Source organism: Puribacter membranae (genome assembly GCF_055380425.1).
In genome coordinates, this window is sequence record NZ_AP040167.1 from 336,035 (window position 1) to 350,776 (window position 14,742).

Annotated in this window: 11 protein-coding genes and 1 pseudogene; 10 read left to right on the top strand and 2 right to left on the bottom strand. The window is 50.1% G+C overall.

Going from position 1 to position 14,742, the window contains the following annotated elements:
* Positions 1-2 precede the first annotated feature (2 nt).
* The 5 genes from ACZ41M_RS01580 (at position 3) to ACZ41M_RS01600 (ending at position 5,661) form a co-directional block, all read left to right on the top strand.
* Positions 3-845, top strand: coding sequence for a carbohydrate ABC transporter permease (locus tag ACZ41M_RS01580; RefSeq protein WP_464730599.1), 843 nt, complete (start codon positions 3-5; stop codon positions 843-845).
* Positions 846-856: 11 nt separating this feature from the next.
* Complete coding sequence (locus ACZ41M_RS01585; RefSeq protein ID WP_464730598.1) at positions 857-2,557, top strand: alpha-glucosidase family protein; 1,701 nt, start codon at positions 857-859, stop codon at positions 2,555-2,557.
* Between the two features lie 12 nt (positions 2,558-2,569).
* Entirely contained in the window at positions 2,570-3,763 is a 1,194-nt protein-coding gene (locus tag ACZ41M_RS01590) for an ABC transporter ATP-binding protein (protein WP_464730597.1), read from the top strand.
* 228 nt (positions 3,764-3,991) lie between these two features.
* Positions 3,992-4,885 carry an EI24 domain-containing protein gene (locus tag ACZ41M_RS01595; RefSeq protein WP_464730596.1) on the top strand — a complete coding sequence of 298 codons (894 nt, stop codon included), beginning with the start codon at positions 3,992-3,994 and terminating at the stop codon, positions 4,883-4,885.
* The gene (locus tag ACZ41M_RS01600) at positions 4,882-5,661 is read left to right on the top strand and encodes a competence/damage-inducible protein A (protein ID WP_464730595.1); all 780 of its coding nucleotides are present in this window, start codon (positions 4,882-4,884) and stop codon (positions 5,659-5,661) included. Before ACZ41M_RS01595 ends, ACZ41M_RS01600 begins: the two co-directional genes overlap by 4 nt.
* Positions 5,662-5,819: 158 nt before the next feature.
* On the opposite strand, the gene fdxA is transcribed toward ACZ41M_RS01600, so the two are convergent.
* Positions 5,820-6,146: a ferredoxin FdxA gene (gene fdxA, locus ACZ41M_RS01605; protein ID WP_464730594.1), complete on the bottom strand. Its 327-nt coding sequence runs from the start codon at positions 6,144-6,146 to the stop codon at positions 5,820-5,822.
* 95 nt (positions 6,147-6,241) lie between these two features.
* Complete coding sequence (locus ACZ41M_RS01610; protein ID WP_464730593.1) at positions 6,242-7,339, bottom strand: 3-deoxy-7-phosphoheptulonate synthase; 1,098 nt, start codon at positions 7,337-7,339, stop codon at positions 6,242-6,244.
* Between the two features lie 510 nt (positions 7,340-7,849).
* On the opposite strand from ACZ41M_RS01610, the gene ACZ41M_RS01615 reads away from it, so the two are divergent.
* From ACZ41M_RS01615 to ACZ41M_RS01635, 5 genes and pseudogenes are all read left to right on the top strand, one after another.
* Positions 7,850-8,188, top strand: coding sequence for a P-II family nitrogen regulator (locus ACZ41M_RS01615; protein ID WP_464730592.1), 339 nt, complete (start codon positions 7,850-7,852; stop codon positions 8,186-8,188).
* Between the two features lie 208 nt (positions 8,189-8,396).
* Positions 8,397-9,473: an IS481 family transposase gene (locus ACZ41M_RS01620; protein WP_464729930.1), complete on the top strand. Its 1,077-nt coding sequence runs from the start codon at positions 8,397-8,399 to the stop codon at positions 9,471-9,473.
* A gap of 272 nt (positions 9,474-9,745) precedes the next feature.
* A complete protein-coding gene (locus ACZ41M_RS01625) occupies positions 9,746-11,053 on the top strand; it encodes an MFS transporter (RefSeq protein WP_464730591.1) in 1,308 nt (435 codons plus the stop codon).
* Positions 11,054-11,338: 285 nt separating this feature from the next.
* The gene (locus ACZ41M_RS01630) at positions 11,339-12,010 is read left to right on the top strand and encodes an IS1595 family transposase (RefSeq protein WP_464729991.1); all 672 of its coding nucleotides are present in this window, start codon (positions 11,339-11,341) and stop codon (positions 12,008-12,010) included.
* Positions 12,011-12,043: 33 nt separating this feature from the next.
* A pseudogene (locus ACZ41M_RS01635) lies at positions 12,044-14,719 on the top strand (beta strand repeat-containing protein); the annotation flags it as partial.
* Between the last annotated feature and the right edge of the window lie 23 nt (positions 14,720-14,742).

Consider the following 14,742-nt stretch of genomic DNA (forward strand, 5'->3'; position numbering starts at 1 on the left):
TGATGCCTAAGTCGATTTTTTGGCGCGTATTATTTTGGCTGTTGGTGGTGGTGATTGTGGTGTTTGCGCTGTTCCCATTCGGCTACGCGATTTTATCTTCCATGTTAACCGGCAATGCTTTGTACGATGTGACCGATGTGGTCAACACAGGTTTGAGTATGGCCAACTACAAGGCTATTTTTGCCAACAGCGATCAGCCGTTTTGGCTCAATATCATCAATTCATTGATGGTGTCCGTCTCTGTGGTCGCGGCATCGTTGTTTTTAGGCGTGACGGCGGCGTATGCTTTGGGGCGTGTGCAGTTCAAAGGCCGTGGCATGTTGCTCATCGCTATTTTGGCGGTGTCGATGTTCCCGCAGGTGGCGGTTTTGGCCGGTATGTTTGAAATGATGCGTACCTTTGGCTTGTATAACAAGAGTATGGGTTTGGTGTTGCCTTACCTGATTTTTACCTTGCCGTTTACCGTGTGGGTGTTGACTACGTTTATCCGCGATTTGCCGAAGGAGATTGAAGAAGCTGCGATCATGGACGGTTGTACGCCGTGGCGCATCATCAAGGATGTGTTTATGCCGTTGATGTGGCCGGCGCTGGTGTCTACGGGTTTGTTGGCATTCGTGGCGGCGTGGAATGAGTTCTTGTTCGCCTTAACTTTCGTGAATGATGATGCGCAGCGTACCGTACCGGTGGCGATTTCACTGATCGGTGGCGGGGCAAGCTCTCAGGAATTGCCGTGGGGTAAATTGATGGCCGCTTCGGTGATCGTGACCTTGCCGCTGGTGCTGATGGTGTTGCTGTTGCAACGTAAGATTGTATCCGGCTTAACCAGTGGTGCGGTGAAAGGTTAACAGGAGCGAATATGCCAAAACAATTTTTGCAACATCCTGATAACGTCAAAAATCCTGAATGGTGGCGCGGTGCGAGTATTTACCAGATTTATCCGCGCTCGTATCAGGACAGCAATGGCGATGGTATCGGTGATCTGAAAGGGATTATCGAACGATTGCCGTATGTGGCGGAATTGGGTGTGGATGCGGTTTGGTTGTCGCCGTTTTTCACCTCGCCGATGAAGGATTTCGGTTACGACGTTTCGGACTATTGCGACGTTGATCCGATGTTCGGCACTCTGGATGATTTTAAACAGTTGGTGGCGCGGGCGCATGAGTTGGGCTTACGCGTGATTATCGATCAGGTGTTGAGTCACACATCGGATCAACACGCGTGGTTCAAAGAGTCGCGTCAAAGTCGTGACAATCCAAAAGCCGACTGGTATGTGTGGGCGGATGCGAAATCCGATGGTTCCGTGCCCAACAACTGGCTGTCGATTTTCATTGGCAGCGCATGGCAGTGGGACTCCAAACGTGAACAGTATTATTTCCACAATTTTTTAACCAGTCAGCCGGATTTGAATTTGCATCATCCGCAAGTGCGCCAAGCCTTGTTCGATGTCGCACGGTTTTGGCTGGATATCGGTGTGGATGGGTTCAGATTGGATACAGTGAACTTCTATATCCACGATGCGCAACTGCGTGACAATCCCGGTCGCGGCCGTCCGATATGCAATGACAGCGGAGTTGTGCCAAACAATCCGTATAGCTGGCAGACGCATTTGTACGATAAATCACAGCCTGAAAACCTTCAATTTCTGCGCGAATTTCGCGCAGTGCTGAATGAGTATCCGGGTATTACCACGATCGGTGAAATTGGTGACGAGCATCCTTTGGTATTGCAAGCGCAGTACACGGGCGGCGGCGACAAGCTGCATACCGCGTATTCATTCAGTCTGTTGGCCGAGCAAAACTCAGCGGATCATTTTTACCGCACGTTTACCGAGTTTGAACAAGCGGTGAGCGATGGTTGGGCCTGTTGGTCGTTTGCCAACCACGACGTGAAGCGTGTGGCCAGCCGTTGGAGCGACGATCCGCGTGCTTTGCGCTTGTATGCGTCGCTGTTGATGACTTTGCGCGGCAGCCCATGCTTTTATCAAGGTGAAGAGTTGGGTTTGACCGAGGCCAAATTAACGTTTGAGCAGTTGCAAGACCCGTACGGCATCAGTATGTGGCCGGAAGAAGGCGGGCGCGATGGCTGTCGCACACCGATGGTTTGGGATGCACGCAGTCCGAACGCCGGATTTTCGCAAGGCAAACCGTGGCTGCCCATTGCACCGGAGCATATGAGTCGTGCAGTAAGTGAACAGGATCAAGACCCGAATAGCTTGCTCAATTTTTACCGTCGTTGGTTCGAGATTCGTCGCGTCATGCCTATTTTGTGGTCGGGAGCGATTGAGTTTTTGCCGCCGGATGAGCGAGTGTTTGCCTTTATCCGCAGCGACGGAACGCAGCGTTTGCTATGTGCGTTCAATTTATCCGATCAAGCATGTCAATATGTTTTACCGCAGCATTGTGTCATTCAATCAATGGCACAGGTGCCGCAGCAAGTCACACCAAGTACTCAGGCGGAGCAAAGCGACGCGCTGAAAACCGTATCCACTCAGGATTTACAACTGTCGCCGTGGCAAACCCTGTTCGCATGGGTGGATGTCGCCGAGGCGAAACAATAAAAGGAGATCAAAATGGCAGAAATTCTCTTAAAAAACGTGAATAAAAAATATGGCAATAACCCGAACACGATTCAGGATGTTAATCTGCAAATCGGTCAGGGCGAATTTTGCGTGTTTGTCGGCCCGTCCGGCTGTGGTAAATCCACCTTGTTGCGCATGATCGCCGGTTTGGAAGACATTACCAGCGGTGATTTGTACATCGGCGGCAAACGTATGAACGAAAAAGCGCCGTCCGAGCGTGGCGTATCCATGGTGTTCCAAAGCTATGCCTTGTATCCGCACATGACGGTGCGCGAAAATATGGCTTTTGGTTTGAAAATTGCCAAGACGGATAAGAGTACCATTGAGCAAAAAGTGAACGAAGCCGCGCGGATCTTGCAGTTGGACAAGCTGTTGGATCGTTTGCCGAAAGAACTCTCGGGTGGTCAACGTCAGCGTGTGGCAATTGGTCGTGCGATTGTGCGCAATCCCGACGTATTTTTGTTTGACGAGCCGTTGTCGAACTTGGATGCGGCGCTGCGTGTGCAAACCCGTATCGAAATCGCACGTCTGCACGAAAGCTTGAACGCCAGCATGATTTATGTGACGCACGATCAGGTTGAGGCGATGACCTTGGCCGATAAAATCGTATTGCTCAACGCGGGCGATGCGGTGCGCAAAGACGGCTCAGTGGCACAGTTTGGCGCGCCATTGGAGTTGTACCATTTCCCTGTGAATAAATTTGTGGCCGGTTTCATCGGCTCACCCAAAATGAATTTCATTCCGGCCAAGTTGATTCACGCAGAGCCGAACGAAGCGACTGTTGATGTGGCCGGTAAATCCTTCCAAGTGCGCGTGAATGCGGTTGGCTTGCCAAAAGGCGCACCGCTTGAGTTGGGTATCCGTCCGGAACACGTCATCATCGCGACCGATGAGACTGAAAACGTGATTCACGGCAAAGTGGAATATTTGGAAAAACTGGGTGAAGCGTCCTACCTGTACGTGCGCGTAACCGAAGATGCGGAAACCGTGACCGTGCGTCAATCGGGCGACAGCCACTATAAAATGGGTGATGAAATCGCGCTGTATCTGAAACCACGTCGTATTCATGCGTTTAAAGAAGATGGCCGTGCGTGCGCACGCACCATCAAAACCGATACGGTTCAGGACAAATTGTTTGTCGCCGGTGTTGTTGGCAGCACGCCGATGAAAACGCAAACCGATTGAGTCTATTGATATAAATTTTGATCTCCAAGTTCTCCAGTCATGCTCTGCGAATGGAGAATTGGCAACCGTGCGAAATGCCGATTTCGCACGGTTTTTTTATGTCCGCCTGCGCATTGTCCGCTCATCCCTCTCAGAGGGCTTTGTGTGATAATCTATTGATATTGTTAATGGTCACCTTGAAAACTGGAACTGAGGTGACGGGTGAGCTGATATAAAAAGGAGGGCTGTATGGCTCGTGTAATACAGGCGCTAACGCGTGCGTTGACTTTAATGCTTTCGCCGCGCGTTTGGTTATTGATTTGGAAACCGGCATTGGTCTCTGCGCTGTTTTGGTTGCTGGTTATGCTGGTTGTGGGTTTGGTTTGGGGCGATGATATTCGTGCCGCCATGATGCGGGTGCAAAGCTGGATTGATGGTCAATGGGTCGGTAACAATTGGTGGGAAATGGCGCTCAATGGCGTGATGGGTTTTTTTGCTTTCATGCTCACGGCCGTGTTCTTTGTGGTGCTGACCGTGATTTGGGCGATGGTGCTGATCAGCGTGTTTGGCATGAGCCATATCAATCGGCTGGTGGCCAGCCGGTACTTCCCGAATTTGCACCGTGAGGGCAAATTATCCACGTGGCAATCCGTTTGGCACACGATGAAATGGACTTTTTGGTTCGCCTTCTTTTGGATTATTTCTGTTCCCGCGTATGTACTCGCGGGCGCGGGTGCGCTGATTCACGGTGGGATTATCGCGCGCTACAATCAGAAGGTGTTTACGCTGGATGCCTTGGCCGATCATGCGACGCATGAGGAGTTCGAAAGCATTGCCAAGCAGCATAATCTGAATTTGTTTTTGCTGGGTGTCGCGGTGACTTTATTGGGGGCGTTGCCCACGTTTGTATGGGTTGGTTCGGTGCTGGGCTTGGCCTTATTGCCTTTGACGGCGATTTTATCGGTGCTGACCTTTACTGCATTATTCACCTATTGCGGCTTGGCGTATAGTTTGTATTGTTTGCAGGCGTTGCAGGATTTACGGGAGGATCGGGCAAAAACCGCGAACGCACAACCTTTACCCGATGCCTCGGCGCGAACGGAGCCGATGATTGAGCAAGCGGATAAAGGAGCGGCTGTATGAAATTCGGTCTGATGATTATTGGCGATGAGATTGTGCAGGGTACGCGTGCGGATGCGCATTTCCCGGCGATTAAACAATTGCTGGCCGAGCGAGGCTTGCGTTTGGCGTGGGTCGAATATGTGTGCGATGATCGGGTGGATTTGGTCAAACGGCTCCAACGCAGCTTCGCTGAATCGATTCCCGTCTTGGTCACCGGCGGTATAGGCGCAACGCCGGACGATCACACGCGCCAAGCGGTAGCCGAGGCTTTGGGTTTGCCGATGGCACTCAATCCCGAAGCAGTCGCCTTGATTGATGCGGCGGCGCAAAAGCGCGGTGAGACAGACTTGAACGGTGCGACGCATCAGCAGCGTCGGCAGATGGGCAATTTTGTGGTTGGGGCGCAGTTGATTCCGAATCGGTTCAACGGCATTGCGGGTTTTAGCATTCGACAGCATTATTTCATGCCGGGTTTTCCGGTGATGGCGCATCCGATGGTGATGTGGATTTTGGACACCTATTACCGCGACTGGTTTTTCAAGGATGGCTTTGCGCAACGCTCGTGCATGGTGTATGACCTGCAAGAGTCGCAAATCGCGCCGTTGATGGAGGCGATTGAACGCGAATACGTTGGCGTGCAAACCTACAGCTTGCCAACGCTGGGGCATTATGGCGAAATCAAACGCTACAGCATTGAGTTGGGCGTGAAAGCAGAGGGCGAGGCCGCTGCTGCGCTGGATACGGCGTGGACGCATTTACTCGAACAGGTGCAAGCGATTGGTGGACAGTTGACGTAGTGACAGGGCGCGAGGGGCTTATAGCACTGAGCGCGAATGATGAATGCAATTGATGTGCTTCGGTTACAGACAGGCATTTATTTCTGAGTTTAGTCAAAAATAAAAGGTTCAGTGCACTGCACTGAACCTTTTTTGATTGATGTCGATCAACTGGTCGCTTATTCTTTGATCAAATATTGCAATTTATCCGTGCGTTTGGCCCACTCATCCGCGTCGGGCAATGCGCCTTCCATACGTGAAATCGTTGGCCACTTTTTCGATAGCTCGGCATTCAGTGCGATCATGTGCTGCTGATTGGCTGGAACGTCTTCTTCCGGCACAATGGCCTCTACCGGACACTCGGGAATACACACCGCACAGTCAATGCATTCGTCCGGGTCAATCGTTAAAAAATTCGGCCCTTTTTTGAAGCAATCCACGGGACACACGTCCACACAGTCGGTGTAACGGCATTGGATGCAGGCTTCGAGTACTACGTGGGTCATGATTCAATCCTTATCGGGTGATTGTGTTATAGAGGTTTAACAGAGCCTAACTCTGATGAAGGCCGCTATTATAGAATGTTTTTCAATCGTTTGTATTAGGCCTTCGAGCGAGACTCATGGCGATGGAGCAGCGGCGTTTTGAGCAGCTCGCGCATTTCGGTCAATATGCGTTCGGTGGTTGGCCAATTGATGCACGCATCCGTTACCGAACAGCCGTACAGCATCTGGCTGCGGTCTTCCGGAATTACTTGATTGCCTGCCTCGATAAAGCTCTCGATCATCACGCCGATGATGGAGGTATTGCCTTCGCGGATTTGGTGCGCCACGTCTTTGAGAACCAGCGGCTGAAAATCATGGTTTTTCCACGAATTGGCGTGCGAGCAGTCGATCATGATATTGGCAGGCAGTTGGGCTTTATTCAGTGCTTTTTCTGCCAACGATACGGATACGGTGTCGTAGTTCGGGCGACCACCGCCACCGCGCAATACGGTGTGTGCGTAGGCATTGCCACGCGTGCGGATGATGGCGGTTTCGCCTCTTTCGTTGATGCCCAAGAAACTGTGCGGCGCAGACGCGGACAAAATACCGTTTACCGCTGCGTCGAGTGAACCATCCGTGGCGTTTTTAAAGCCAACCGGTGTGGATAAGCCGGACGCCATCTCGCGGTGGGTTTGTGACTCGGCTGTGCGCGCGCCAATCGCGGTCCAAGCGATCAAATCGCCATAATACTGTGGTGCGATCGGATCGAGCGCCTCGGTTGCGGCGGGCAAGCCCAGTTCGTTAACATCCAATAAAAATTGACGCGCCTTTTGCATGCCCTGATCGATATCAAACGAGTCATCCATATTGGGATCGTTGATAAAACCTTTCCAACCCGTGGAAGTACGCGGCTTTTCAAAATACACCCGCATTACGATGTACAGCGTGTCACTCAATTCTTCCGCCAGAATTTTCAAACGGCGCGCGTAGTCCAGACCAGCCTCGGGGTCGTGAATGGAGCAGGGGCCGACCACCACCATCAAACGATGATCTTTACCGTCCAGAATGTTTTGTAAAACTTTGCGGCCGCTCTCCACGGTACGTGCTGCTGATTCGGACAAAGGAATACGCTGCTTAACTTCAGCGGGAGAGGGCATGTGGCCAACGCTGGAGACGTTGAGGTTTTCGGTACGGGAAGTGGGTATGGTGGACATGGGTGAAATTATCAGCAAAAATATAAGCAAAAAGAGGGCAATGAGAAAGAATTCGTTATTGTACGTGTAGCCGGAGCATGTGACAATTAAAGCTCGGCGCTATTTGGGTGAGGGTAGTTTTTTTGACGGTTTTTTGGGGCAAATGCTACAATCACAGGCATATCGTCATAGAGGTTGATTGCCGCAGTCGTTATGGCCTGTGGACTCAACAGGCAGTGTGCAGACAAGGTGAGAGCAATCGCACACAGAGTTGCCATTCAAATCGCTTGAAAATAATGCGACTTTCACCAAAATGGTGCAATACAGGCGGATTTCAAGCCACTGTGCGTCGATGAATTATGGCAAAATCCTTGTCATACGTATGGTTTAGAATGTAAGAAACACGGGGTGATCCCTACTGTCCGCGCTGGCTCATTGGCGAGATTGCTCACACAGGGATTTAATAGGATACAGTGAACTCAAGTCGTTGAATTCATTATTTTTTGTCACGGAAAAAGAAAAGGACTGACCATGAAAGAAATTACAGCAATCATCAAGCCGTTTAAGCTGGACGAAGTTCGTGAGGCGCTGGCAGAGGTTGGTGTTACGGGCTTAACTGTGACCGAAGTAAAAGGTTTTGGTCGCCAAAAAGGTCACACGGAGTTGTACCGCGGCGCCGAATATGTGGTGGATTTTTTGCCCAAAGTCAAAGTGGAATTGGTGATCGACGACGGTTTGGTGGACACGGCCGTAGACGCCATCATCAAAGCCGCACATACCGGCAAAATCGGCGACGGTAAAATTTTCGTGCGCACCATTGACGAAGTGATCCGTATCCGTACCGGTGAAACCGGCTCGGATGCGGTGTGATTCACAGCGCATAAAGCGTCCACAAATATAGAGCGCAGCATGGCGTAGGTGGCGAACATTGCGTCATTCAGCGCGACACGCTCGGCCAAACACTTCATACAGGGTGTTTGGCCGATTGTATTTGAGCGGTTTGATTCCATGTTTATGTGTATTAGTTAAGACTTAATCTGACGTTTTGTTTATCATATAGGAAACAAAGGAGTCAGAAATGAACACTCAATCAAGTCACAAGATTATCAAAAATAAATTAGGTTTGCTCAATTTAGCCCAAACTTTGGGCAGTGTCTCAAAAGCCTGCAAGACGATGGGATTTAGTCGAGACAGTTACTATCGGTTTAGAGATTTGTATGAGCGCGGAGGTGAGGCGGCGTTACAAGAAATCAGTCGCCGTAAACCGATACTCAAGAACCGTATCGACCCGTCAATAGAAGAAGCGGTGGTCAACTTCGCCATAGACAAACCCGCGTATGGACAGCACCGAGTGAGCAATGAATTACGCAAAGTTGGCGTATTTGTTTCAGGTGGTGGCGTTCGTTCCATTTGGTTACGCCATGACTTAGAAACCTTCCAGAAGCGACTCAAAGCATTATCAGCCAAAATCGCACAAGACGGCATCATACTCACAGAAGACCAACTGTTTGCACTCGAACGTGCTCGCGAAGAGAAACAAGCGCATGGTGAAATCGAAACCGAACATCCAGGCTATTTGGGTTCGCAAGACACCTATTACGTCGGCACGATTAAAGGCGTGGGGCGGATTTATCAACAAACCTACATCGACACTTACTGCAAGCTGGCGATTGTCAAACTGTATCAACAAAAACACGCCATTACTTCGGCTGATTTGCTTAATGACCGTGTGATACCGTTCTATGAGGCGCACGACATACCGCTGTTACGCATCCTTACAGACCGAGGCAGTGAATACTGTGGCAACCGAGAAACGCATGAGTATCAGTTATATTTGGACTTAGAGGACATTGAGCACACGCGTACCAAGGTCAAGCATCCGCAAACCAATGGCATTTGTGAACGTTTCCACAAAACCATACAAAACGAATTCTACGCCACCGCATTTCGGCGTAAAATATACAACAGTTTGGAAGAGTTACAAGTCGACTTGGACGCATGGGTGCTGGATTACAACGAGCAACGAACCCACTCAGGGAAGCATTGCTTTGGTAAAACACCCATGCAAACTTTTTTAGATAGCAAACATATCGCTATCGAGAAACAACTGAATCGGACATTTCAGACAACCGAGTCAGTTTTAGCGACAGCCTAATAACTGTCTGTCAGGTCAAGTCGTGGCTACTACAGTTTATGGCTCATCCGGATTGATCGCGGAGAAACTATGCACGATTATGCGCGGATTTGAATAGTTTCCTTGTGTTTGCGCGTTCGGTTATAATCATTTCCTATCCATTATTCATACCTCCATTGATTTATACGCTGTGCCGACCCTCAGGATTCTGTTGACTGGTTTGAACAACAATTTGCTATCCCATGAACCTTGATTCACATACACCTTCCGCCAAACAAACACAGAATGAGCCCGTGGCCAATCAGACCTCGGCTGACTATTCTGCTGGCGTGGCACTCTCTGGCGTAGCACCATCATTAGCACCATCAGCATCTTCTGACGTCAGCCAAGCGTCTCGCCCTTACAGAGCATTCATTCTCGCGGCCTGCCTGATCGTGTTGGTTTCCATGGGGATGCGCCAGTCTTTGGGCTTGTTCGTTCAGCCGATCGTATTGAACACCGGTTTGTCAATTGCCTTGGTCAGCCTTGCTATGGCGGTCGGGCAAGTGATGTGGGGTTTTACGCAGCCCATCGCCGGATTGTTGGCCGAACGCTACGGCGTGCGTCATGTCGCTTTGCTCGGGTTTCTATTCTTGGTTGGCAGTTTGCTGATGATGCCGTTCATGCAAAATGCGACCGGCGTCTTTTTGGTATTCGGCATTTTATCGGCCATTGGCGCGGGATTGACCAGCATTTCGCTGTTCATTGGCGCGGCGGTGCAAATGGTGCCGGCGCATCGCACCAGCTTTGTCTCCGGCTTAATCAATGCGAGCAGCTCGCTCGGGCAGTTCATTTTCGCACCCTTGGTACAGTTTTTCCTCAGCATGTGGTCTTGGGCAATCGCGACCGCCAGCTTGGGCTTGGTTGCCTTGGCCAGTATGCCTTTGCTGTACTGGATCACAGGGAAAACCACCGCTACTGCGGTATCGAAATCGACAGAGGCGGCATCCGCCTGCTGTGGTGTCGCTGTTCCCAATGAAAAAGTCGGGTTTCGCCATGCGTGGAGCTCGCGCAACTATCGGCTGCTGCACATTGGGTTTTTTACCTGCGGTTTTCATGTCGCATTTTTGGTCACGCATTTACCGGGTGCCGTTTCAATGTGCGGTCTGCCGTCAACGGTGGCCAGCACCGCTTTGGCGGTGATTGGCATCGCCAACGTATTTGGCAGTTTGGCAGTAGGGCAGCTCTGCCAAAAATATTCCATGTCCAAAGTGCTCGGTAGTCTATATCTGATACGCGTGCTGGCGGTGGTGTGCTATATGTTCGCCCCAAAAACAGAGGTGACGTGGTACATTTTCGCCGCTGTATTGGGCACGACCTGGCTGGCGACCGTCCCACCCACCGCCGGACTGGTTGGCGGGCTGTTTGGTTTGCGCAATATCAGCACGCTGTTTGGTCTGACCATGCTCTCACATCAAGTGGGTGCGTTTTTGGGCGCCTATCTTGGCGGCCTCGCCGTTCAATATACCCACAGTTTTGACTGGATGTGGTGGGCGGACGCTGCATTGGCATTGGTCGCGGCCATTGCCAGTTTTGCGGTGAAAGTGCCGCTGAAGAGTTAAATAATAAATTAGTACATACACAAATAAATAAAAGAAATTTAAAAATTAAAAGTATATATTTAAATATAAATGAATATTCCCTGTTTCTTTTTTGCAAAAACCTCTATTATTTATATTAGGGTCTTAGGAAGCAAACGCATTAAAATAAGCGCTAAGCTCTTGAGACCAAATGAAAAACAAGTACTTCAACCATTCAAAAATTAGCGAAGCAAAGTTTCGTCAGATTTTAAGGTAGGGTCTTAGGAAGCAAACGCATTAAAATAAGCGCTAAGCTCTTGAGACCAAATGAAAAACAAGTACTTCAACCATTCAAAAATTAGCGAAGCAAAGTTTCGTCAGATTTTAAGGTATTTTGCTCTAGATTTAACAGCAACCGAATGTGCCGCATTAAGCGGTATATCCGTCCGTTCAATCAACAGCATATACCTCAAGATTCGTCGTCGCTTGGCGATTGTTTGCCAGCAAGCCTCACCGCTTAAAGGCGAATTAGAAGCCGACGAATCTTACTTTGGTCCGCATCGAGTACGTGGTAAACGCGGACGAGGAGCTTCAGGTAAAACCATCGTGTTTGGCTTACTCAAACGCGATGGAAACATCTACACTGAGATTGTGCCGAATGCTTCAAAAGCCAGTCTGCAAGCCATTATCCGCGGAAAAGCAGATATTAATAGTATCATTCACACCGATGGCTGGCGTGGTTATGATGGCTTGGTGGACATCGGCTTTGATAAACACTTTCGGGTCAATCACGGTGCAGATGAGTTTGTGAATGGTTCTAATCATGTAAATGGGATAGAATCATTCTGGAGTTATGCCAAACGTCGTTTGATGCAGTTTAACGGCGTTCCGAAAAACACTTTTTTACTACACTTGAAGGAAACTGAATTTAGGTTTAATCACCGTAAGACTGATTTATATAAAGTCATTCTTAAGTTACTTCGTGATCAACCTTTGTAGCATTCTGCTTCCTAAGACCCAACGTATAAAAGTTGCTTTAACCACCATACACAAACTTGGGTGGCTACCAGCGAAAATACTGCCGCATGCGGTAAACGCAGTGGTAGCAAATTGGCGGCAAGTGCATTGCTCGCCGTAGGTACTTTTTTAGGTGTGGTCTCTGGCGGAGTGGAGGCAGCTACGCTGACATGTACCACTTCAGCAGCCGATAATACAGGCAACATTGTCTGTGGGAGCGGAGCTACAGCAAATACGGGGCAATCTGTTGCGATTGGTGGTAGCTCGAATGCCATCGGTGACCAATCCGTTGCGGTCGGTGCGAATACCAACGCATCCGCGGATGGCACCGTCGCTTTAGGGCAAGCCGCTCAAGCCACAAGCAGCAGTGCCATTGCCGTTGGTAATGGCAGCATTGCCAACAACACCAGTGGCATTGCTATTGGTAAGGGCGCGCAAGCCACTGCTGCGCAAGCGATCAGCATTGGTACAGGTAATGTCGTCAGCGGAGCCAATGCGGGTGCGATTGGCGATCCATCCTATGTGAGCGGCGCAGGTACGTATACGATTGGTAACAATAATGGCACAGCCGCCGCATCGGTTGCAGCGACGGAATCAGGAGCGTTTGGTAATAACAATGCCTTACCGACTGCATCCACTACTGGCATTCGCGTGGTGGGTAACAGCAATACAGTTAACTCATCCAATGTGATGGTGATGGGCAATAGTGTCACAGTGGGAGCTGGCTTGGATGGTGCTGTTGTACTGGGTAATGCATCAACGGTATCCAAAGCGGTTGATACCGCTAGTTCAACTATTGGTGGCATTACCTTCACGTATGCAACGGCTGGTGCAGCGCCAGCAGATGGTGACGTGGTTAGTGTCGGCACAGCCACCGCACCGCGCCAAATTCAAAATGTGGCCAATGGCCAGGTGACTGCAACCAGCTTGGATGCGATCAATGGCAGTCAGTTGTATGCTGTAGCTAATACTTTAGCAGGCAAATTAACGCACTTTTATAGTGTGAACTCAACCGATACCACAGCGGGCAACTACAACAACGACGGCGCAAAATCTACGAACTCTTTAGCGGCAGGTGTTAATGCGGTGGCGGGTATTTCAGGTGTAGCAACCAATGCGACAGCAATGGGTTATGGTGCACAAGCATTGGCGAGTGATTCCGTGGCTATTGGTACCAATGCCAAAGTGACTGCGACAGGTGCGGTGAATGACAATACTGGCGTTGCCGGCATTCGCGGTATCGCCATTGGCTCAAATGCCACCTCAACGATGGGGCAATCGATCGCCATTGGCTGGAATGCGCTTGCTCAGAATACGGCCAATGCAAGCAGTTCCCCAACTAGCGCGATCGCTATTGGTTGGAATGCACAGGCATTAGGCTCGCAAACTACAGCTATTGGCGAATCGGCAGGTGTTGGATCGACAGGATACAATAATTTGGCCTTAGGCACCAACGCAGGTAAAAACGTAGGTGGTTCTACCAATGTGGCAATTGGTTCTGCGGCAGGTAATAACTTGGGTTCAACTGTAACCGAAAGTATCTCCATCGGTTATGGTGCTGGGTTAAATGTTAACGCTGCTGCTACTCCGTTTGCGGACTATCAATTTGGGCAAGGGCATTTCACTTACATTGGTAGTGGCTCTGGTCGAGGTTCTGTCGGTGATGTCAATGTAGCCATTGGACAACTAGCGGGTCAGAGTGTTACCGGCAGCGCTAACGTCGGTATGGGGCTATGGACCGGATGGAGGATCACTGGCGATCGTAACACCGCTTTAGGCATGGCGGCAGGTCAATCCTTCACTGGTGATAATAACGTGGCTTTGGGACGTTGGGCAGGTTCTGAGCTGACTACAGCTGGTGGAACGGCAAAAATTGAGCGCTCAGTGAGCATTGGTGACGCTTCACGTGGCTATGGTAATGATTCTGTTGCGATAGGTACATCAGCGGTTGCTGGCGTCAAAGATCAAGCAGGTACTATTGATAATGCTATTGCTATTGGCAATGGTGCGCAGGCTACTGCCGCCAAATCTATTTCAATTGGTACGGGCAATGTCGTCAGCGGAGCCAATGCAGGTGCGATTGGCGATCCATCCTATGTGAGCGGTGCAGGTACCTATACGATTGGCAACAATAATGGTACTGCCGCCGCCCCGGTAGCGGCGACGGAATCGGGTGCATTTGGCAACAACAATGCCTTGCCAACGGCCTCTACAACAGGCATTCGCGTAGTGGGTAACAGTAATACCGTCAACTCATCCAATGTGATGGTGATGGGCAATAGCGTTACCGTCGGAACCGGTTTGGATGGTGCGGTTGTACTGGGTAATGCATCAACGGTATCCAAAGCGGTTGATACCGCCAGCTCAACGATTGCAGGTACAACCTTCACCTACGCAACGGCTGGTGCAGCGCCAGCAGATGGTGACGTGGTTAGTGTCGGCACAGCCACTGCACCGCGTCAAATTCAAAATGTAGCCAATGGTCAGGTAACTGCCACCAGCTTGGATGCAATTAATGGTAGTCAGTTGTACGCAGTAGCTAATACTTTAGCGGGCAAGTTAACGCATTTCTACAGCGTTAAATCGACTGATACTACTGCGGGTAACTATAATAACGACGGTGCAACCGGCACCAATGCTTTGGCTGCAGGTGTCAATACGGTAGCCGCTGGCAACCAAGCCACCGCTGTTGGCTACAATGCCAATGCCGTACA